This window comes from Cypionkella sp. (assembly GCF_034376685.1).
Taxonomy (GTDB): domain Bacteria; phylum Pseudomonadota; class Alphaproteobacteria; order Rhodobacterales; family Rhodobacteraceae; genus Cypionkella.
Genome location: NZ_JAXMJJ010000112.1, coordinates 1 through 21,623, shown reverse-complemented (window position 1 = coordinate 21,623; position 21,623 = coordinate 1). Strand labels below are relative to the sequence as shown.

The 21,623-nt window shown below is 60.0% G+C and carries 19 protein-coding genes; 13 read left to right on the top strand and 6 right to left on the bottom strand.

The window, feature by feature from the left end:
• Positions 1–198 precede the first annotated feature (198 nt).
• Positions 199–480, top strand: a complete 282-nt coding sequence (locus U1A24_RS21150) for a YiaA/YiaB family inner membrane protein (protein WP_322323968.1) — start codon at positions 199–201, stop codon at positions 478–480.
• A 57-nt stretch (positions 481–537) separates the two neighbouring features.
• Entirely contained in the window at positions 538–1,533 is a 996-nt protein-coding gene (locus tag U1A24_RS21145; RefSeq protein WP_322323967.1) for a DUF4105 domain-containing protein, read from the top strand.
• A gap of 113 nt (positions 1,534–1,646) precedes the next feature.
• Here the strand turns inward: U1A24_RS21145 and U1A24_RS21140 are convergent, their stop codons facing one another.
• Entirely contained in the window at positions 1,647–3,065 is a 1,419-nt protein-coding gene (locus tag U1A24_RS21140) for a trehalase family glycosidase (protein WP_322323966.1), read from the bottom strand.
• Between the two features lie 98 nt (positions 3,066–3,163).
• Complete coding sequence (locus U1A24_RS21135) at positions 3,164–4,075, bottom strand: helix-turn-helix domain-containing protein (RefSeq protein ID WP_322323965.1); 912 nt, start codon at positions 4,073–4,075, stop codon at positions 3,164–3,166.
• 198 nt (positions 4,076–4,273) lie between these two features.
• On the opposite strand from U1A24_RS21135, the gene U1A24_RS21130 reads away from it, so the two are divergent.
• From U1A24_RS21130 to U1A24_RS21100, 7 genes are all read left to right on the top strand, one after another.
• Positions 4,274–6,346, top strand: coding sequence for an ABC transporter substrate-binding protein (locus U1A24_RS21130; protein WP_322323964.1), 2,073 nt, complete (start codon positions 4,274–4,276; stop codon positions 6,344–6,346).
• Between the two features lie 109 nt (positions 6,347–6,455).
• Positions 6,456–7,484 (top strand): ABC transporter permease, encoded by a 1,029-nt coding sequence (locus U1A24_RS21125; RefSeq protein WP_322323963.1) that lies wholly within the window; start codon positions 6,456–6,458, stop codon positions 7,482–7,484.
• The gene (locus U1A24_RS21120) at positions 7,481–8,611 is read left to right on the top strand and encodes an ABC transporter permease (RefSeq protein ID WP_322323962.1); all 1,131 of its coding nucleotides are present in this window, start codon (positions 7,481–7,483) and stop codon (positions 8,609–8,611) included. Before U1A24_RS21125 ends, U1A24_RS21120 begins: the two co-directional genes overlap by 4 nt.
• Before the next feature lie 9 nt (positions 8,612–8,620).
• Entirely contained in the window at positions 8,621–10,234 is a 1,614-nt protein-coding gene (locus U1A24_RS21115) for an ABC transporter ATP-binding protein (protein WP_322323961.1), read from the top strand.
• A 7-nt stretch (positions 10,235–10,241) separates the two neighbouring features.
• A complete protein-coding gene (locus U1A24_RS21110; RefSeq protein WP_322323960.1) occupies positions 10,242–11,609 on the top strand; it encodes an alpha-glucosidase/alpha-galactosidase in 1,368 nt (455 codons plus the stop codon).
• A 1-nt stretch (position 11,610) separates the two neighbouring features.
• Positions 11,611–13,113 carry a tryptophan halogenase family protein gene (locus tag U1A24_RS21105; RefSeq protein WP_322323959.1) on the top strand — a complete coding sequence of 501 codons (1,503 nt, stop codon included), beginning with the start codon at positions 11,611–11,613 and terminating at the stop codon, positions 13,111–13,113.
• Positions 13,110–14,603: an alpha-glucosidase/alpha-galactosidase gene (locus tag U1A24_RS21100; RefSeq protein WP_322323958.1), complete on the top strand. Its 1,494-nt coding sequence runs from the start codon at positions 13,110–13,112 to the stop codon at positions 14,601–14,603. Before U1A24_RS21105 ends, U1A24_RS21100 begins: the two co-directional genes overlap by 4 nt.
• Before the next feature lie 84 nt (positions 14,604–14,687).
• On the opposite strand, the gene U1A24_RS21095 is transcribed toward U1A24_RS21100, so the two are convergent.
• The 4 genes from U1A24_RS21095 to U1A24_RS21080 are packed head-to-tail and all read right to left on the bottom strand — an operon-like array spanning position 14,688 to position 17,958.
• A complete protein-coding gene (locus U1A24_RS21095) occupies positions 14,688–15,527 on the bottom strand; it encodes an amidohydrolase (RefSeq protein WP_322323957.1) in 840 nt (279 codons plus the stop codon).
• Positions 15,528–15,579: 52 nt separating this feature from the next.
• Entirely contained in the window at positions 15,580–16,419 is an 840-nt protein-coding gene (locus tag U1A24_RS21090; RefSeq protein WP_322323956.1) for a fumarylacetoacetate hydrolase family protein, read from the bottom strand.
• A 9-nt stretch (positions 16,420–16,428) separates the two neighbouring features.
• Entirely contained in the window at positions 16,429–17,163 is a 735-nt protein-coding gene (locus U1A24_RS21085; RefSeq protein ID WP_322323955.1) for an SDR family oxidoreductase, read from the bottom strand.
• 33 nt (positions 17,164–17,196) lie between these two features.
• On the bottom strand, positions 17,197–17,958 hold the full coding sequence (locus tag U1A24_RS21080) for an SDR family oxidoreductase (RefSeq protein WP_322323954.1): 762 nt from the start codon (positions 17,956–17,958) through the stop codon (positions 17,197–17,199).
• A gap of 110 nt (positions 17,959–18,068) precedes the next feature.
• On the opposite strand from U1A24_RS21080, the gene U1A24_RS21075 reads away from it, so the two are divergent.
• The 4 genes from U1A24_RS21075 to U1A24_RS21060 form a co-directional block, all read left to right on the top strand.
• The gene (locus U1A24_RS21075; RefSeq protein WP_322323953.1) at positions 18,069–19,196 is read left to right on the top strand and encodes a mandelate racemase/muconate lactonizing enzyme family protein; all 1,128 of its coding nucleotides are present in this window, start codon (positions 18,069–18,071) and stop codon (positions 19,194–19,196) included.
• Positions 19,193–19,957: an acetoacetate decarboxylase gene (locus tag U1A24_RS21070; RefSeq protein WP_322323952.1), complete on the top strand. Its 765-nt coding sequence runs from the start codon at positions 19,193–19,195 to the stop codon at positions 19,955–19,957. Before U1A24_RS21075 ends, U1A24_RS21070 begins: the two co-directional genes overlap by 4 nt.
• Positions 19,954–20,907, top strand: a complete 954-nt coding sequence (locus U1A24_RS21065) for a C-terminal binding protein (protein WP_322323951.1) — start codon at positions 19,954–19,956, stop codon at positions 20,905–20,907. The genes U1A24_RS21070 and U1A24_RS21065 overlap by 4 nt, the downstream gene beginning before the upstream one ends.
• A gap of 65 nt (positions 20,908–20,972) precedes the next feature.
• Positions 20,973–21,623 (top strand): substrate-binding domain-containing protein (locus U1A24_RS21060; protein ID WP_322323950.1); only part of this gene is annotated, 651 nt, incomplete at its 3' end.

The window sequence follows — 21,623 nt, the reverse complement described above, 5'->3', positions numbered from 1 at the left end:
TGCAAGAACGCCAATCCAACACCGAAGCCGCGCGGGCGGCTGTGCTGGAACTGTCGGCCTCGACCAATGCAGAAGCCATGCAGAACCGCCTTGCCGCTGCCGGATGTGGCGCACCTTTGCGCCCCGATGCGGCAACCGTATTGCAACGCCTGAAAGCCCGCGCGGCTTAAACCTTAACCCCTTCAAAGGATACTGAAAATGAACGACGTACTTGCCAGCAAACCCTCGTCCGCGTGGACCATGTTCACCTATCTCAACTTCGTCGTCGCCGCGGTGATGATGGCGGGCGGGATCTATTTCCTTGAGGCCAGCTTCGCCGCCAAGGGCTTTTACGCCATGGCCGCGCTGATGCTGGTCAGCTCCACCGCCGCGATCACCAAATCCATCCGCGACGCCGAGGAATCGCAGCGCCTGCACAACAAGATCGACGAAGCCCGCACCGAGCGTCTGCTGATGGAAGTCAACACGCCCCGCAGCTAAGGTGGCAAGATCGGGTCGCGCCCACAGCGCGGCCCGCCGATTTTACTGGAGATGACGATGCGTGATACTTCCCCCACTCGCCGGATCTGGCGCGGGCTTGGCCATGCGGGTTTTGTGATCCTGCTGGCCCTTGCGACAGCTTGGGCCGCGACGGCGCTGTATATTCAACTGACGGGTCCGGTGCGGATTGCAGCTTTGGTGGCGCTGGGGCTGGCCTTTCTGGCGATCCTGATCCTGCGCTTTCAAAAACGCCGCCATGCCTGGGCTGGGTTTGCCGTGGCGGTTCTGGCGGTGGGCGGCTGGTATCAAACCATCCAGCCCCGACAAGATCGCGACTGGGCAGCCGACGTGGCGCATGGCGTGTCGGGCGTGGTTGCAGGCGATCAGGTCAGGCTGAGCAACGTGCGCAATTTCGACTGGACCTCGGACAGCGCTGCGACCCCGCGCTGGGAGAGCCGCAGCTATGATCTGAGCAAGCTGGAGAGCGTGGATATGCTCACCTCGACCTGGGGCGATCCGAATATCGCGCATCTGATCGTCAGCTTTGGCTTTGCTGGCGGCGAGCATGTCGCCTTTTCGGTAGAAATCCGGCGGGAAAGCGATGAGGTGTTCTCCAGCATCGGCGGGTTTTTCCGGCAGTTTGAACTGGTGCTGATCGCCGCAGATGAGGCCGACATTGTGAAACTGCGGACCAATTATCGCGGCGAAGATGTGCATCGTTTCCCGGTGAAACTCGACGCCGCGCAACGCCGGGCTTTGCTGCTGCGCTACATCGCTTTTGGCAACGAGTTGGCCGAGGCTCCGGTGTTTTACAACACCGTCACCGCCAACTGCGCCTCAACGGTTTACGGGCTGGTGCAGGTGATCAAGCCAGACATGCCCCTGGACAGCCGCTTGCTGTTCTCGGGCCAACTGCCGGAATACATTGACGAGTTGGGTGGTTTGCCGGGCGATATGCCGATGGATCAGCGCCGCAAGCTGGCGGCGATCAGTGCTGTGGCCAAAACGGTTCAACCGGGGCAGGATTTCTCGGGCCTGATCCGGGGGCAGTAGAGTTGGCGCAGCTTTGCTGCATCAACCAAGCCGGGGGTTTCACACCCCCGGACCCCCGTGGGATATTAGAGCACAGAGGATGCAAATTTTAGGAAAGGTTTAGCGGTTTCTGTTCAATCCGCGAGATCAAGATACACACCATTCGACCAGCCAAAGCCATCTTGCAGCGCATATTCGCCGCCTGTGCTGGCGGCAAGCGGGTCTAACACGTTGTACTTCTCGACAAATTTGCCGCTGGCATGGAACACCGCGTCGCAGGTGGCAAGCCAGCGCTGACGCAGGGTTTCGGCCAGATCATGCAACCCATAGCGTCGCAGGCCCTGCACCGCGATCCATTGCAACGGGGCCCAGCCGTTCGGGCTATCCCATTGCTGCCCCGAGGTGACATCGGTGGTCAGCATCCCCCCGGCGCGCAGCAGATGGGTTTTCATCCAAGCGGCAGCGCTTTCGGCTTGCGCTTGAGACGCGGCACCCGCGTAAAGCGGGAACATGCCGGCAGCGGTTGTGATCAGATTCGGGGTATCCTCGGCGATCAGCACATCATGGAAAAAGCCGGTGTCTTCACTGAAAAACCGCTCGGATATGGCGCCGCGGCGGCGATCTGCGGCTTGGGTATAAGCAGAATCACCCGAGGCTTCGGCAAGGATTTCCTCATAGCGCAGCAGCAAGCAATTCAGATCCACCGCCCACAGATCAGTGGTGCGAATCGTAGTCAGATCCTGCGGATCGGTCAGCCAGCGCGCCGAGAAATCCCACCCACTTTCGCAGGCGGCGCGCAGATTGCGGAAATAGCCTGCGGGAACGCCACTGCGCTGCGCTTCCAGATCGGTGCCAAACATCTCTACCCGAGGGCCATCGGCGTCATCCCAGTAGCGCGCCAGGCCGTTATGATTGTGGGCGCTGTCGATGAAATAGCGATATTCGCGTTGCATGGCAGGCAGATAGCGGGCGTAAGTGGCGGGCAGATCGCCCACGGCGCGGCCGTAATCCTGCACCATTTGGGCGAAGAACGGCGGTTGTGCGCGGGTCAGGAAATAGCTGCGAAAGCCATTCGGGATATGGCCGATCTCTGTGATGGCATAGGCGAAATTGTCCAGCATGTCGCGTACCAGCGCAGTTTGCCCGGATTTCAATAGACCAAGTTGGGTGAAATAGCTGTCCCAGTAATACGCCTCCTGAAACCGCCCCCCAACCACGATGTACGGATGCGGCAAAGCAAAACGACTGGAGCGTTCTGCCGGGTTATCAGCGGGGCGGATCAGATGCGGCCAGATTGCCGCCAGATGCTGTTTTGGGCTGTGCGCGGGGTCCGTGTGATAGGCGGTTTCATGGGCGGCGACAGGACGGAAATGTGCCGCATAAAACGCTTTCAAATCGACCACGCCGCTTGCCTTGACTGCATGATAGGCGCGCAGGATTTCTGAGGCGGGCGACAGCAGGATCGAATCAGAAATTACCTTCTCATCCGGCCAAAGACCTGACAAATGCAGGTCTTTAAACAGATCTCCGAGGCTTTGGTCCAGATGTTCCACGGCAATCCCCTTTTGGCACCCCTTGGCTGCAATCCTTCCAAAGCGCATTCAAATTGGTTGTGCAAGGCTGGCATGGTGTTGCGGGCAATAAATCGCGCCTAGCGCACCTCCATCCGCAGATATTGCTCGCGCAGCGCCGCCGGCGACAAGCCATAACCGGCCTTGAACTGCGCGTAGAACTGGCTGATCGACGAGAACCCCGAGGCTTCCACCACAGTGGCAATCGCCAGCGAGCTTTCCACCAGCAAAGCGCGCGCGCGCATCAGCCGCATGCGGATCACGAATTGCTTGAGCGGTGCGCGCATCACTTGGGTGAACAGCGACAAAGCATAATTTTCATGCAGGCCGGTCACTGCGGTAATATCTGAATTGCGCAGCGGTTTTTCTAGGTTTTCCAGAACATGCCGCACCATCGCGATCACATGCCGGATATGCGCCGAACTCAGCGCACGGTCGCCCGAGGCCTCGTGCTGCGGCGGGCGCAAAAAGTTGAGATCGGCCAAGGCCGCGCGGCGAAACAGCGCGTTCAGCTCCATCTTCACCAACTCTGCACGCTCAAAATCTCCCGAGCGGTAATCGGCATACCAGCGCCGCAACTGCTCGGCGGAACACAGGCTTTCGGGCAGCACGATCATCCCGCCGCCCAGCAAAGCCACCTGCAATCCGGCGATGTGATTCATGATCAAGAACGCATCTAGGGGCAAGTAAATATTACACAATTTGTGGGAAGGGCCGGGCAGCTTGGTGACCTTGGTCAGCTGATGCGGCACCCCGGCCCAGAACACCACCAGACGGTTGGCAGGCAGGCTCAGCACTTGGCCGTCCACCTGATATTCCATCTCGAAGTCGATCGCAAAGTTGGCCTCAATATGGCCATGCCAGTGCGGTTGCGTCATCAGAACCGGGTCAAAGATGCGGATGCCAAAGCGGCCAAAGGCACGTTTGGTCGAATAGAAATGCCGCTCGTGGCTGGGGGCTGGCAGGGTCGAGCGCCCCGAATATGCGTCCATCAGGGCCACCTCTCCCGGTTGATCTTAGGAAACCAGAAAACAATCTGCCAATCCGATATTGTTGTAAAGCCGTTTGATACCGCACAGTCACAGCACCAACCTCGGGAGGAATCGGCGGTTGGGGTGAGTTTAAAATCAAGAAACGCGATCTTTAATCAGACAGAAACCCGGCTGCCTCGGGCGGCCAAGGGAGGAACGATGAGCTATCCACTCCGGCGCACCGCACTGGCGGCGCTTCTGCTGGGCGTGTCGAGTGTGGCGATGCAGGCCGAAATGATGGCCCCCACCGCCCCGCCAGATGCCCCGAAATTCGACGCGCAGGTCGAACCCGTCTACGTCAACCGCAGCGATATTGCCGAGTTCAAGGCCCTGCCCGCCTACAGCGAACCGGCTTGGGTCAAGGCCTTTGTCGATGCGGGCAAGCTGCCCCCGGTGGCCGAGCGGTTGCCAAAAGAACCGATGGTCTACAAGACCGCCAACATGCCCGACGGCAACGGCGTCTACGGCGATGTGATGCGTCACGTCATCGGCGGGCGGCCCGAGGGCTGGAACTTCTGGGCCGGACAAAACTATGGCTGGGGCGGTATCGACATCGGCTTGGTTGAATGCCTGACCCGCACCGGGCCGCTGTTTGAGGTCAACGCCGCCGATCTGCAACCAATGCCCAATCTCGCAAAATCCTGGGAATGGGCCGAGGATGGCAAATCCCTGACCGTGCATCTGATCGAGGGCGCGAAGTGGTCGGATGGCGACCCGTTTGATGCAGAAGACATTGATTTCTATTGGAATGATGTCGTGATGGACCCGGAAGTCACGCCGTTGATGGGGGCCAGCCAAGAGACTTACGGCGCGGGCACCACGCTGGAGATCATCGACGCCTACACCTTCAAGATGAGCTTCACCACGCCCTTCCCCGAAGCGGTGCTTTACGCGATGGCCTATGGCAACTTCTGCCCGGGCCCCGCGCATGTGCTGAAGCCGCAGCATCCGAAATACGGCGGTGCCAGCTATGCCGCGTTCCGTGACGCCTTCCCCGCCGATATGATGAACTTCCCGGTGATGGGCGGCTGGGTGGTGGTGGAGCATCGCCCGGATGATATCGTGGTGACGCGCCGCAATCCGTACTACTGGAAGGTCGACGAATCCGGCCAGCAACTGCCCTATCTGGACGAGTTGCAGTATCGGCTGTCCACCTGGGGCGACCGCGATGTGCAGGCAGTGGCGGGGACCGGCGATTTCTCGAACCTTGAGCAGCCCGAGAACTTTGTCGAAAGCCTGAAGAAAGCCGCAGATCCCGCCAGCCCGGCGCGTCTGGCCTTCGGTCCGCGCTCGATTGGCTATCAATTGTTCTTCAACCTCTCGGCCAATGGCTGGGGTGAGCCGGATGCCCGCGCCCAAGCCGTGCGCGAGTTGAACCGCAACCTCGATTTCCGCAAAGCCATAAGCTACGCCGTGGATCGCCAGCGGATCGGTGACAGTTTGGTCAAAGGCCCGTTCACAGCGCTTTATGCGGGCGGTCTGCTGACCTCGACTTCGTATTATGATGCGGCGTCGACCGTGTTTTACCCGTTCTCGCAAGACAGCGCGAAGGAAGCGCTGAAAGCGGCGGGGCTGGAGGACACCGACGGCAATGGTGTGGTCAACCTGCCAGGGGGGGCGGATCTGAACGTCACGCTTCTGGTCAACACCGATTACGCCACCGACAAGAACATCGCCGAAGGCGTGGTGGCGATGATGGCGGATGTGGGCGTCAAGGTGACGCTGAACAACCTTGCAGGCAAAGATTTTGACAATGCCCGCGAGGGGGGAAAGCACGACTGGTATATCCGCCGCAACGATCAGGAGTTCGTCTCGGTCGTGCAAGGCATCAGCCGTTTGGCCCCCACCGGCCCGGCGACGGCAACCTGGCACTATGCCAATGCCGCTGGCGAGTTGGACCTGCTGCCGTTTGAGCAGCAACTGATTGACAACATCACCGCGTTCAACAGCACACAAGATGCCACCCTGCGCGCTGATGCGATGAAGGAGTATCAGAAAACCTTCACCGAAAACGTCAATGCGGTGGGCCTGACCGCCTATCCCGGTGCGCTGATCATCAACAAGCGTTTCGCCAATATCCCGCTGGGCGCTCCGATCTTCATGTACAACTGGGCTGAGGACAACATCATCCGTGAGCGCATCTATGTGCCCGCCGACAAGCAGATTGGTGCCGAACTCCGTCCGGGCGAACTGGCTGGAAAACTGGGCGAAAGCACCATCAAGGCCGAGTAGTTCGGGCGCACCCGAATAGTTTGGCAAGGCCGAGAAATCGCGCCAAAACCTCCCGGTGGGCTGGCATGCCTGCCCACCGGACCCGCCCCTTATCTTGTCAGGTCAGCCCATGCTGCGCTTCCTCGTGACCCGCATTTTGCAATCAATTCCTGTGCTTATGGTGATGAGTATCATCACCTTCGCAATCATTCAGGCCCCTCCCGGCGATTACGGCGATTTCATCCGCGCCAATATGATCGTGCAGGGCGGCGCCACCCCCGAAGCCGCCACCGCCGCCGCCAATGCCTATCGCGAAACCCATGGGCTGAACGATCCGATGGTGCTGCAATACGGGCGCTGGATCTGGGGCATTGTCGCACATGGCGATTTTGGCACCTCTTACGCCTATAACAAACCGGTGCTGGAGGTGGTGATGCAGCGCTTGCCCGCCACCATCGCCATCGCCTTGACCTGCCATCTTCTGGCGTCCCTGCTGGGGATTTCCTTCGGCATCCTCGCCGCCGTCAAGCAATATTCGTGGGTGGATACCGTGCTGTCGTTCATCTCGTTTCTGGGCATGACCATCCCGCGGTTTCTGCTGGCGCTGATCATTCTCTACATCCTTGCCTACAAGTTGAACGTGCAGGAAATCGGCAGCTTCTATTCCTCGAAATTCGGCGGCCAAGCCTATTGGCTGGGTTGGTTTGACTTCAACTGGGCCAAGCTGTGGAACCTGATCCAGCATGTCTGGCCGGTGATCCTTGTCGCCACCATCGGCGGGCTGGCCTATAACATGCGGGTGATGCGGGCGAATTTACTCGACACGCTGAACGCGCAATATGTCGAAACCGCACGCGCCAAGGGCCTGGGCGAGGGCGCTGTCATCATGCGCCATGCAGTGCCGAACGCCCTGCATCCGCTGATCGCCTATCAGGGCGTCGTGCTGCCCTACATGCTGACAGGTGAGATCGAGGTCGCCATCGTCTTTGGTCTTGCCACCATCGGCCCGGCCATTGTCGGCTCGATGGCGATCGGCGATGTCTATGTCACCGCCACGCTTTTGCTGGTGCTGGGGGCCACGCTGATCATCGGCAATATCATCGCCGATGTGCTGCTGGTCGCCCTTGATCCCCGTATCCGTGTCGGAGCAGACGCATGAGCGCGCCCCATATCCACGCAGGTGAAGCCGCCGACGACCGGCTTTCCACCGCACCCTCCACCTCGCAAAGCTATCCGGCGCTGGTCTGGCGCAGGTTCCGCAAATCCATTCCCGGCATGTTGGGGCTGATCCTGGTCTGCGCCCTGCTGATCATCGCGATCTTCGCCGATTTCTTCGCGCCGATGAACCCGAACGCCAATACCGCCTCTTTCGCGCCGCCGGATCAGATTTCCTTCTTCACCAAAGACGGCTTCACCCTCTGGCCGGTGGCCTATGCGATCACCGAAGGCACCGAGCTCGACCCGATCACCTACCAGCCCGTCATGGCTGCGGATATGGACAATCCCCGCCCGCTTGTGCTGTTCGCCAAAGGTTGGGAGTATAAGTTGCTTGGCCTGATCCCGACCAACCGCCACTTCATCGGTGTGTCCGATGGCAGCCCGTTGCATATCCTTGGCACCGACAAACTGGGGCGCGATATCCTGTCGCGCGGCATCGTAGGCTCCCGGATCAGCCTGATGATCGCGCTGGTCTCGATCACCCTGATCACCGTGATCGGCACGTTGGCGGGGATCACCTCGGGCTATCTTGGCGGCAAGTTTGACATGTGGTTTCAACGCTTTGTCGAGATCATCCTCGCCTTCCCGCAACTGCCACTTTACCTCGCCCTGACCACCCTCATTCCGGTCACCGCGCCCTCCTACATCTTCCTGTCCTTCGTGATCCTGGTAATCGTCGGCCTCGGCTGGGCGCAGCTCTCCCGCGAAGTGCGCGGCAAAACCATGTCGATGGCCCGCATTGACTATGTCCGCGCCGCGATGGCGGTGGGGGCCTCGGATCGCCGCATCATCACCCGGCACATCCTGCCCAATGTGATGAGCCACGTCATCGTCGCCGTCACTCTAGGCATCCCGACGATCATTCTGCTGGAAAGCTTCCTCGGCTTCCTCGGCTTCGCCGTCAAACCGCCGCTGATCTCTTGGGGCCTGATGCTGCAAGACGCGGGCACCTTTTCTGTGATCGGTTCCTACCCCTGGATTCTGTCACCCGTCGGCTTCGTGCTGCTCGCCGTCTTCGCCTTCAACGCGCTGGGTGACGGTTTGCGCGATGCCATTGACCCGTATTGAGGCCTGAACATGAGCAACGAAATCGCCATTGAGGCCCGCAACATCGGCGTCAGCTTCAAAGTTGACGGCGGCCAGATCGAGGCCGTCAAGGATGTGTCCTTCACCTTGCACAAAGGTCAAACCATTGCTTTGGTGGGGGAATCCGGCTCGGGTAAATCCGTCACCGCCCGCGCCATCATGAAGCTGCTGTCAAAGCGAGCGCGGGTTTCCGAGAAAACCGAGATCAACTACGGCGGCAAAAATATGGCCCGCCTGTCGGATCGTGAGATGCGGGGACTGCGGGGCAACCGCCTGACGATGATCTTTCAAGAGCCGATGTCGTCGCTGAACCCGGTCTACACCATCGGCGCGCAACTCGCCGAGGTGCTGCGCATCCACCAGAAGATCAGCAAAACCGACGCCCTGAAACGCGCGGTGGATTTGCTGGCCGAGGTGCAAATTCCTGACCCGGAAGCGCGTGTGCGGCAGTATCCGCACCAGCTATCCGGTGGCCAACGCCAACGCGTGATGATCGCGATGGCGCTGGCGAACAACCCGGATGTGCTGATCGCAGATGAGCCGACCACGGCGCTGGATGTGACGGTACAAGCCGAAATCCTCAACCTGATCAAAGCCTTGCAGCAGAAGAACGGCATGGCTGTGATCCTGATCACCCATGATCTGACCGTCGTGCGCCAATTTGCCGACCACGTTTATGTCATGCAGCACGGCCTTGTGCGCGAGGAAGGCCCGACTGAATCCGTGTTCTCCAGCCCGCAGCACCCCTACACCAAACGCCTGTTGTCGTCGGAACCCAAAGGCACCGCCAACCCGCTTGAGGGCAGCCCCGAAACCGTGCTGGAAGGCCGCAATATCCGCGTCACCTACACCCTGCGCAAAGGCGGCGCGTTCCGGGGCAGCCTTTATGATTTGCAGGCGGTGGATGGGCTTTCGCTGAACCTGAAACGTGGCGAAACCCTTGGTTTGGTGGGCGAATCCGGTTCGGGCAAGACCACCTTCGGCCAGGCCCTGCTGCGATTGAACAAGCTGACTGGCGGCGAGGTCGACTTCCTCGGCAACCGCATCGACAGCCTGGATCGCGCGGGTATGAAACCCTACCGCCAGCGCATGCAGATCGTGTTTCAAGACCCGTTCAGCAGTCTTAATCCGCGCATGTCGGTGCGCCAACTGATCGAAGAGGGGTTGATCGTCAACGGCATTGGCAAAACCCGCGCCGAACGTATTGAGCGCGTCAAGACAGCGCTGCGCGATGCGGGCCTGCCCGACACCATTCTGTCACGCTTCCCGCATGAGTTTTCCGGTGGCCAACGTCAACGCCTTGCCATCGCCCGCGCGATCGCCTTGGAGCCAGAATTCATCCTGCTCGATGAACCCACCAGCGCCTTGGATCTGTCGGTTCAAGCGCAAATCATTGAACTCTTGCGCAAACTTCAGCGCGACCGCGGCCTGTCCTATCTGTTCATCAGCCACGATCTCAAGGTCGTGCGCGCGCTGTGTCACCGCGTCATCGTCATGCAAAACGGCCAGATTGTTGAACAAGGCCCGGTCGCTGACGTGCTGGAAAACCCCCAAACCGCCTACACCCGCCGCCTTGTCCGCGCGGCTTTTGAAATCGCAACCTGAGGAAATCATGGCCAATCCCGTCATCACCTTCATCGGCGCAGGCTCCGCCGTCTTCACCAAGAACATTGCAGGCGACATCCTGCAACGCCCTGCCCTTGCCAATGCCGAAGTCCGCCTGATGGACATCAATCCGCAAAGGTTGGAAGAATCCGAGATCATCGTCGGCAAACTGGCGCAAACCCTTGGCGGCAAGGCCACAATCAAGACTTACACCAACCAGCGCCGCGCTTTGGAAGGCGCCGATTTCGTGGTCTGCTGCTTTCAGGTCGGCGGCTATGAACCCTGCACCGTCACCGATTTTGAGATCCCGAAAGCCTACGGCCTGCGCCAAACCATCGCCGACACCCTCGGCATCGGCGGCATCATGCGCGGCTTACGCACTGTTCCTGTGCTCTGGGGCATCTGCGAAGACCTGCTCGCTGTGGCACCCAACGCGATCATGCTGCAATACGTCAACCCGATGGCGATCAACACCTGGGCGATTGCCGCGAAATACCCGACCATCCGGCAAGTCGGCCTCTGCCACTCCGTGCAGGGCACCGCTTACGAATTGGCCCGCGATCTGGACATCCCGGTCGAGGAAATCCGCTACCGCGCGGGTGGCATCAACCATATGGCGTTCTATCTGAACTTTGAACACCGCCAGCCGGATGGTTCTTATGTCGATCTTTATCCTGCCTTGTTAAAGGGTTATCGCGAGGGTCGCTTCCCCAAACCCAGCCATTGGAACCCGCGTTGCCCCAACAAGGTGCGCTACGAAATGCTCACTCGGCTGGGCTATTTTGTGACCGAATCCTCCGAGCATTTCGCCGAATATACCCCGTGGTTCATCAAACGCGACCGCCCCGATCTGATCGAGAAGTTCGGCATCCCCTTGGATGAATACCCCAAGCGTTGTGTCGAACAGATCGCGCGCTGGAAAAAAGAAGCCGCCGCATTGAAATCGGCCAACACGATCGAGCTGAAGGAATCCCACGAATACGCCAGCCAGATCGTCAATTCGGTGATCACGGGAGAGCCTTCTGTGATCTACGGCAACATCGCCAACAAGGGCTTCATCCCGCAACTGCCGGAAGGTTGTGCGGTGGAAGTGCCGACGCTGGTTGACAACAACGGTTTGCAACCCACTGTTGTCAAAGACATTCCACCGCAACTGATCGCCCTGATGCGCACCAATATCAATGTGCAGGAACTCACTGTCGCGGCTTTGGTGAACGAGAACCCCGAGCACATCTATCACGCAGCCATGCTCGATCCCCACACCGGGGCTGAGCTTGATCTTGACCAGATCTGGAACCTGACCCACGACCTGCTTGCCGCTCACGGCGATTGGCTGCCGAAATGGGCGCGGGTTCAAGCGCGGAAGGTGGGCTAACATGACCTTCCCGGCGCGGATTGCGATTGTCGGTGGCGGCACGGCGGGCTGGCTTGCCGCGCTGATGCTGCAAGATGCCGCGAAACGCGCCGGGGCTGTCACGGCCATTACCTTGATCGAAAGCAGCAAATTCGGCACCATTGGCGTCGGTGAAGGCACCACGGCGGTGTTCCGCATGATGCTGCGTCACCTTGGCCTTGACGAATTTGAGTTCCTGCGTGCGGCGGAAGCCTCGTTCAAACTGGGCATCCGCCACCGCGATTGGCGGCGGCTGGGGCATCACTATGACGGCCCGATTGACGATCCGCATCTGGTGGCGGGGCTTGGCACGCAGCCGTTGCTGGACGCATACCAGATTTCTAAAGGCCGCAGCGTCAGCGAAACCCATCTGTTTCAACACCTGATCAACGCCGCCAAAAGCCCCTATGCGCAAAAGCCCGATGGCGGTTACATCGCCGCTGGCCCCTTCCATCATGCCTTTCACTTCGATCAGGCTCTGGCGGGCAAATATCTGAAATCCAAGACGAAAAATGTGACCCTCATCGACGATCAGGTCAGCGGCGTAGATACCGGCCCGCAAGGCATCACCGCCCTGCATCTGGAAAGTGGCCAGCAGATCGAGGCTGACTTCTTCATCGATTGCTCGGGCTTTCGCCGCGTGCTGATGCGGGCGTTGGGCGCGAAATGGCTCAGCTTTTCGCATATGCTGGTGCTCAACCGCGCCATGCCGTTCTGGCTGGAGTATACGCCGGGTGAAAAAATCCTCCCCGTCACCACCGCTTGGGCGCAAGGCGCGGGATGGATGTGGCAGATCCCCACCGCCACCCGCTACGGCTGCGGCTATGTCTATTCCGACGCCCATATCACCGCCGACCAAGCGAAAGCCGAGATTGAAACCGCCCTCGGCCGCCCAATCGAGGTGCGCTCTGACATCAAGATCGACCCCGGCCGCCAAGACCGCACCTGGATCGGAAACTGCGTCTCGGTGGGCCTCGCCTCATCTTTCCTTGAGCCATTGGAGGCCACCTCGATCCACGGAACCGTCGTGCAACTGATGCTGCTGACCGGTTATCTCAGCAAAATCAACGACACATCCCGCGCGCAATACAACGCGGATGCCGCGCGGCAAGTGGAAGATTACCGTGATTTTGTCCGCATGCACTATGTCTCCGAGCGCCGTGATACCGCGTTCTGGCGCGATGTCACCGCCAATCACCCGGATGTGGTGAAAGATCGCCTTGCCAAATGGGCGCGCAAACTCCCCGAACCCAGTGATTTCGCGCCCTTCCCGCAAGGCCTGCCGCATGTCGAACAGCAACTTTACACCCCGGTGCTGGATGGCCTTGGCCTGCTGCGCCGCCCTGCCGCTGCCCTTATGCTGGGCGATGCCCCCAAACCCGCCCGCGTCGCCCGAAGCCTTATCCAAGAATACCGCGCCGCCGCCGCTTTGGCGATGGATCACCGCGCGTTTATGAACTCCCTCCAAATGGAACCCACCCCATGACCTTCAAAATCGCCATCATCGGAGCCGGATCGGTTGGCTTCACAAAAAAGCTCTGCTCGGACATTCTGAAAGTGCCGGAATTCGCGGGTATTGAGATCGCGCTGACCGACATCAACGCGCATAATCTTGAAATGGTTGAACAAATCATCTCGCGCATCGTGAAGGTGAACAACCTGCCCACCCGCGTCACCGCCACCACGGATCGGCGCGAAGCGCTGAAAGATGCCCGCTACATCATGAACGTCGTCCGCATCGGCGGGCTGGAGGCCTTTGCTGACGATATCCGCATCCCGCTGAAATACGGCGTCGATCAATGCGTTGGCGATACGATTTGCGCCGGCGGCATCATGTATGCGCAGCGCGGCATCGTGGCGATGCTGGAGTTTTGCAAGGATATCCGTGAGGTGTCCGAACCCGGCGCGCTGCTGCTCAACTACGCCAACCCGATGGCGATGATGACCTGGGCCGCGATTGATCATGGCGGCGTCAATACGGTGGGCCTCTGTCACGGCGTGCAAAACGGCCACCGCCAGATCGCCCGCGCCTTGGGCGTGCCGATGGAGGAGGTCGATGTGATCTGCTCGGGTATCAACCATCAAACCTGGTATCTCGACATCCGACACAATGGCCGCAAGGTCAGTAAGGACGAGGTTTTGGCGGCGTTTGAGAGGCATCCGGCGTTCTCGAAACAAGAGAAAGTCCGCATCGACGTGCTGAAACGCTTTGGCTTCTATTCCACCGAAAGCAACGGCCATCTGTCGGAATACCTGCCGTGGTATCGCAAGCGTCCCGAGGAAATCCAGAACTGGATCTCTATGGATGATTGGATTCACGGCGAAACCGGCGGCTATCTGCGCTACACCACCGAGAACCGCAACTGGTTTGAAACCGACTTCCCGGTGTTCCTAGAGGAAGCGGGCAAGCCGCTTTCGGACTATGAGCGCACCGATGAACACGCCAGCCATATCCTTGAAGCGTTAGAGACCGGGCGCACCTATCGCGGCCATTTCAATGTAAAAAATGGCTGCGTTATCAAGAACCTACCCGCCGATTGCATCATCGAAAGCCCCGGTTTCGTCGATCGTTTCGGCATCAATATGGTCGAAGGCGTCACCCTGCCCGACGCCTGTGCGGCGACCTGCAACGTGTCCGTGTCTGTTCAGAGGATGGGGATGAAAGCTGCGATTGCAGGCAATGTTGAGCTTCTGAAGCAAGCCGTTCTACACGACCCGCTGGTCGGTGCGATCTGCACGCCGGATGAGGTTTGGCAGATGGTCGATGAGCTTTTGGTCGCCCAAGCGCAATGGCTGCCGCAATATGCCCATGCCATCCCGGCGGCCATCGAGCGGTTGAAAACCCCGAAGGTGAAAACCCGCGACTGGGCCGGGGCGGCGCGATTGGAAGTGCGCTCGGTTGAGGAATTGCGCGCAGCGGGCACGAAAAAGAAAGCCGCTGAAGGCCACGGCTTGGGCACCAAGGTGATGGGCTAAGCCTAAAATTTACCTAAAATTATCATCCTCTGTGCCCAAATATCCCACAGGGGGTGAGCGTAGCGAGGGGGGCGTGAAGCCCCCCTACCCGGCCAGCCCATAGACGCGCCGCGCGTTCTGATGCCCGATCATCGCCTGCTCGTCCACAGACAACCCGCCCAGCATCGCTCGGCTCATATCAATCCAATCGGGCAGGCCCACCGCAAGATCCACAACCGGCCAATCGCCACCCCAGATCATCCGCGCCGGACCAAACACCTCTAGCATCGCATCGGTGTAGCGCTGCAACAGCGGGGCCGAGGCGGTGCCGGGTGCGCAATTCACTGTAATACCAGAGAATTTTAGCCAAACATGCGGCAGCGCCGCCATTGCTTGCATCCCGGCATACCACGCGTCAAAGCCATTTCCCGCCACATCCGGGTTGCCGCAATGATCCAGCACCAGCACCTGATCCGGGCAGGCCCGCGCCAATGCCTCGGCAATGCCAAGTTGGCGCGCATGGAACACCATGTCATAGGTGTAGCCACCGGCCCCGATCTTGCGGATATTGCGCCGAAACCCTTCACTTTGGCTCATCGCGTCATCCACGACATGCAGCAGGCGGCGGAACCCCACCACTGAGAGCCCGCGACACTCATCCAACCAAGCGTCAAAGCCTGCGTCCGTCTCGGGTCGACAGGACGCGATCTGCCCCAGCATGCCACCCTTGCCCACCAGCCCCGCGATCAGCCGGGCCTCGGCCTGATAATCGGCGTCATCGACCCCGGTTTCCATGAATACCGTGCCGATCACACCCTGACCCGCCACCAGCCGCGCATAATCGTCGGGCGTGAAATCACCCTGCAAGGCGGGCACGCCTGTCGTCCACGCATAGCCCAGATGCCCACGCAAAATCAGATGCTGATGGGTATCAATCAGATCCATCCTACCCCTCCCAAAAAAGCAAAAGGCCCGGCGTTTCCACCGGGCCCTGAAATCAATCCGCGATCACGTCTTGCCGCTGCTGGCCCAGACCTTCGATACCAAGTTCCACCACATCGCCGGCTTTAAGGTACTTCGGCGGCTTCATCCCCAAGCCCACGCCCGGAGGCGTCCCGGTGGAGATCACATCGCCCGGATGCAAGGTCATGAATTGGCTGAGATAACTGACCAGAAACTGCACGCCATACACCATGGTTTTGGTGGAACCGTTCTGCATCTTGGTGCCGTTCACCGTCAGCCACATCGCAAGATTCTGTGGATCCGTCACCTCATCCCGCGTCACCAAGTACGGCCCAATCTGGCCGAAGTTGTCGCAGGATTTGCCCTTGGTCCATTGTCCCGAACGCTCGGTCTGAAAGGCGCGTTCCGACACATCATTGGTCACCGCATAGCCCGCGACGTAATCCATCGCCTCGGCTTCCGAGACATACTTGGCCTTTTTGCCAATGATCACCGCCAGTTCCACCTCCCAATCGGTCTTTTCCGAGGTGCGGGGAATAATGATCGGATCGTTCGGGCCACAAATCGCCGAGGTGGCTTTCATAAAGATCACCGGCTCTGGCGGCACTGCCATGCCGCTCTCGGCAGCATGGTCGGCATAGTTCAAGCCGATGCAGATGAATTTGCCCGTACCCGAGACGCAAGGCCCAAGCCGCGCGCCCGTGACAATCGGCAAGCGCGCCGGGTCCGCCGCCCGGATCGAAGCCATCCCGGCATCCGACAAAACATCGCCTCCAATGTCCGAGACAATCGCCGACAGATCGCGCACCGTGCCGTCGCTGTGCAGGATACCGGGTTTTTCGGCCCCTGCGGGCCCATGACGAAGCAGTTTCATGATTGATCCTTATGCGTTGGCCCAACCGCCGTCGATCACATGCGCGACCCCGGTGGTGTAGGTGGATTCGTCGGAAGCAAGATAGGTGACCAAAGCCGCGATTTCTTCGGCTTTGCCAATCCGGCCAATCGGTTGTCGGGCGATGAAGGCAGCCTTCGCGGCCTCATAATCGCCGGTATCGCGCAGGCGTTGCTCCAGGCTGGGGCTTTCCACCGTGCCGGGGCAGATCGCATTGCAGCGGATGCCCTTGGCGATGAAATCCACCGCGATGGATTTTGTCAGGCCGATCACCCCGGCCTTGGTCGCGCCATACACAAAGCGGTTCGGTGCTGCGATCACGCTGGAGGCTACCGAGGCCATGTTGATGATCGACCCGCCGCCGTTCGCAATCATTCCGGGCAGAAACGCCTTACACATCCGGTACATAGCCGTCATGTTCAGGTCCAGTGAGAACGCCCATTGATCCTCATCACAGTCCAAAATGGACCCCGCAGCCACGAATCCGGCGCAGTTGAACAGCACATCGAACGGCCCCAGCGCTGCCGCTGCCGCAATCGCAGCCGGATCGCGCACGTTCAAAACCCGCGTCTCAATGCCCTCTGCCGTCAGTTCGGCCAGCGCCTTTTCGTTCACATCGGTGGCGAGCACCTTTGCCCCCTCGCGCGCCATCATCAGCGTCGTGGCCCGCCCGATGCCCTGCCCCGCCGCCGTGATCAGCGCGCGTTTGCCTTGAAGCCGTCCCATATCATCCTCCGCTTTGCCCGCACCATGCCGCCATCAGGCGGGCAGGTCCATCATCTTGGTGAAAATTTCCTGCCGCACGTCGAGCAAAACTTCCTCGACATCCCGCGCGTCCGGTCCGCACATCCACGCCATCACTGATGCTGGAACCGCCGGGCGCACCAGCTTGTCTTGCGGGATCTTCGAGATCGGGTTGAAGCCCGCATCGCGGATCGCGCCCTGCATCGCGGTATCGGTTGGCGGTATGCCGACGAAAAAGGTTTTCACATCGGGTGCCAGTTCCATCGCCATCATTTGCGTCAGCATCCGCATCCCGGCCTTGGTGGCACAATACACCGTCCACCCCTCCATTGGCGTCGTCGCAGCCCCGGTGCCTGCGTTCACAATCACGCCCTGCGAGGCCCGCAGCATCGGCAGCGCCGCAATCGCCATCCGGTGCACGCCAATGACATTGACCGCAAACGCCGGTGCCAGCGCATCGCTCGCCAATTCCGCCAGCGGCCCAATCGGCGTGATCATGCCCGCGTTGTTCACCAGCACATCCAACCGCCCCGATTCGGCAGTAATCCGCGCCATCGCCGCATCGACATCCGCCTGTTTCGTCACGTCCAGAGTTAGCACAATGGCAGCCGCAGGCAGGTCTTCCGTGCTTTCGCCCGAGAATACCCCTGCAAACACTTTTGCCCCGTTAGCCACCAGAATCCTTACCAATTCCGCGCCAATGCCCTTGCCCGCCCCGGTCACGAGCACGGTGCGTCCGGTCAGATCTGGCACGGGAACAGGAGCTAGATTGAACATTTTTCTTGACCTCAGATTGCTAAGCGTTGTTAATTGGCCTTACCAATTATCGAAGTATCGTGATCTGGCGGCCAAGTCAAAGATAAAGCCAAACGCGGTGAGGGGGGAACATGACGAAAATAGCGCGGATCGAGCCGATCCCGATTGAATACCCCGATCCGAATGATTTCGGCACGATCCGGCGTACGGTTTTGGTGAGAGTAGAGACCGATGACGGTATCGTCGGCTGGGGCGAAAGCATCGCGATGTGGCCCGAGGCCTGCAAGGCGACGGCACTGGTGATCCGCGAAGGTCTGACGCCGATCCTGCTGGGCGAAGCCCTTGATATTGAAACGCTTTGGATCAAGATGCGCCGCCATGTCTGGTGGTATGGTGAGGGTGGTGTGGCCTCGCTTGCGATCTCGGGCATCGACATGGCTTTGTGGGATATCCGCGGCAAGCTCGAAGGCAAGCCGCTTTATGAACTGTTCGGCGGGCTGAAGCATGACCGCCTGCTCGCCAATGCCTCATCCCACGTCAACAAGAAGGGCGAGGCCGCTTGTGTGGCTGATGTGGAAGGCTTCTTTGCCAACGGCTTCCGCTCGACCAAGCTCGGCTTTGCCAAAAAAGGCGAGAGCAATATCGGCGGCGATCCCGATACCGACGTGTCTTTTATCCGTGCGCTCCGCTCCGCCCTTGGCCCCGATGCGGGCATTCTGGTTGATATCGGCAACGGCGTGCGCTGGGATGTGGATACGGCGATCAGCGTTGCCAACCGGATGCACGATCTCGGCATCGGCTGGTATGAAGAACCGCTCTATGTCACTGATGACGCCGGATACCGCAAACTGCGCGCCAATACATCGGTCCGCTTGGCCTCAGGCGAGCGCGAATTTACCGAAGCAGGCTACCGCCGCCAGATGGAATTTGTCCAAGCGGTGGACGTTTACGGCGTTGATCCCGCCCGCGTCGAAGGCATTACCGGCTTCCGCCGCGTCGATGCACTGGCCACGCAATACGGCAAGACGGTAAATGCCCACGCTTGGTCCACCGGCATCACCACGGCGGCGAGCTTGCATCTTTCCTTGGCATCCCCCAACACCGAAGTCTTTGAATTCAAACCCTTCCCCGTCGTCGTGCAGGACGAACTTCTCGCCGAGAAAATCTGGCACAAAGACGGTTGGGCCTATCCGCTGCACGGCCCCGGTCTGGGCATCGAGGTGCAAGAAGACGTCGTGCGCCGGATTGCCATGCAATGACCCTAACTCCGCCCACCGAGGACGATATCCGCAAAGGCGGCTTTTCCACACCGTGGGATGCGCCGATGATCCCGCCATTTCCGTTCCGATTTCGCAATGCCGAAATCCTGACGGTGTATTGGCGCACTGATCCGGCGGCGATGGCCTTCCTACTTCCGCCACCGCTCCGCCCCGAAGGCGATATCGCCTGCTGCCATATCTATAAGATGAACGACACCGATTGGCTTGGCCCCTATGCCGAGGCCAACGTGATGTTCGGTGCATCCTTCGGCGCGCGTCAGGGCGCCTATTCGCCCTATCTCGTGCTGTCCTCGGATGTCGGCGTAACGCATGGTCGTGAGATTCACGGCCAACCGAAAAAGCTGGGAAAACCAACGCTTGAAGCGCGTGGTGATCTGTTCGTCGGCACTGTTGAGCGCAACGGCATTGATGTGCTGACCGCCACCCTGCCCTACAAACAGCGCCCCTGCGATCCGGCCCGCCTGAAGCCCCATTTCGACTTCGCCACCAACCTCAACCTCAAAGCCATCGACCATATCGACGGCACCCCGGCGATCCGCCAACTCACCTCGCGCCGCCTGTCGGATGTGGTGGTGCATGAATGCTGGGAAGGCCCCTGCACGGTGGAACTGCGCGCCAACGCACAGATGCCGATTTTCCGCCTGCCCGTGCTGGAGCCGTTGCAAGGCTTCTACTGGCGCGCCGATTTCACCCTCGTCCCCGGCGAGATCATCCATGATTATCTGAAGGTTGCGCCATGAAAGTCGTCGTCACGGATTACACCTTCCCCACGCTGGACCAGGAATCCGCCGCCGCGAAAGCCGCCGGAGCCGATTTCGCCGCCCACCAGTGCAAATCCGCCGAGGAAGTCGCCGCCGCCGTTGCCGGAGCTGACGTTGCCGTGGTGCAATTCGCCAGCTTTGGCCCCGAAGCCGCAGCTGCTGTCAAACCGGGTGCAACTGTGATCCGCTACGGCGTCGGCTACAATAACATCGACCTCGCCGCCTGCGCCAAGCATGGGCTGAAAGTCGGCTACGTCCCGGATTATTGCGCTGATGAGGTCGCCGACCATACCGCTGCCGCCGCCCTGACGCTGCTGCGCAAGCTGGTGCCGATGGATCAATCGGTGCGAATGGGCGAATGGGCAGCGGTCAAGGTCGCCAAGCCGATGAAACCGTTTAACAAAACCAACTTCGGCTTCTTTGGCCTTGGCAACATTGGCCGCGCCGTCCATGCTCGGCTGAAAGGCTTCGGCTTTCAGTTCCTCGCCGCTGATCCCGGTCTGACCGAAGCGCAAGCCGCCGAGATGGGCGTGCGCAAAGTCACCCCCGAGGCCCTGCTGCGCGAGGCCGACATCATCAGCCTGCACGCCCCCGCCACGGCCGAGACCACCGAATATTTCAACGCCGCGCGCCTTAAAACCATGCAACCCCATGCGATGCTGGTGAACTCCGCCCGTGGCCAGTTGATCAACGAAGGCGATCTGGCGCAGGCGCTGACCGCAGGCACCATCGCCGCCGCTGCACTGGATGTGTTCCATGTGGAGCCCTTGCCCGCTGACAGCCCTCTCCGCAAAGCCCCCAATCTACTGCTGACCCCACACGCCGCTTGGTATTCCGAAGCCGCGATCCATCAGCTACAACTTTTGGTGGCCAATGACATTACCCGCGCCTTGGCAGGTCAGCCACCGCGCAAACCTGTTCCGCAATAACCCACGGGAAACCAAGGGAAATAACCCGGCACGGGGTTCGTGCCACCAAATCTGGGAGGATTACAATGAAACACGTTCTACTTGGTGCCGCCGCAGCCCTGATGCTGACCACCGCCAACTTCGCCTATGCCGACACCATCAAACTGGAACCGGGCAAAGAGACCAACATGGTTCTGTTGCCGAAATTCCTTGGCATTCTGGTGTTCGATCAGGCCAATGAGGGCGCGCAAGAAGCCCATAAAGAGCTCGGCAACCCCGGCAAACTGGAATTCACCGGCCCTACCCCGGAAAACTCCACCGCTGGCCAGATTGAGATCATGACCACCGCAGGCACCCAAAAACAGGGCGCGGTGATGCTGTCGAACAACGCGGGCGACCAGATCGTGCCCTCGGCCGAGGCAGCCCAAGCCGCTGGCACCAAAGTTGTGACATGGGACAGCCCGATCCCGGGCGGCCAAGGCGAAAGCGTGTTCGTCGCCCAAGTCGATTTCGGCTCGATCGGCACCGTGATGGCCGATATGGCGCATTCGATCCTCGGCGGCAAAGGCCAGATGGCCGTGCTGTCGGCCACGCCAGATGCCTCGAACCAGAACGCCTGGATCGAGTCGATGAAGGCCGCTCTCGCCGCGGATCCAAAATACGCCGATATCGAATTGGTCGACGTGGTGTATGGCGATGACCAGGCCGAGGTTTCCTACAACCGCGCGCTGGCTTTG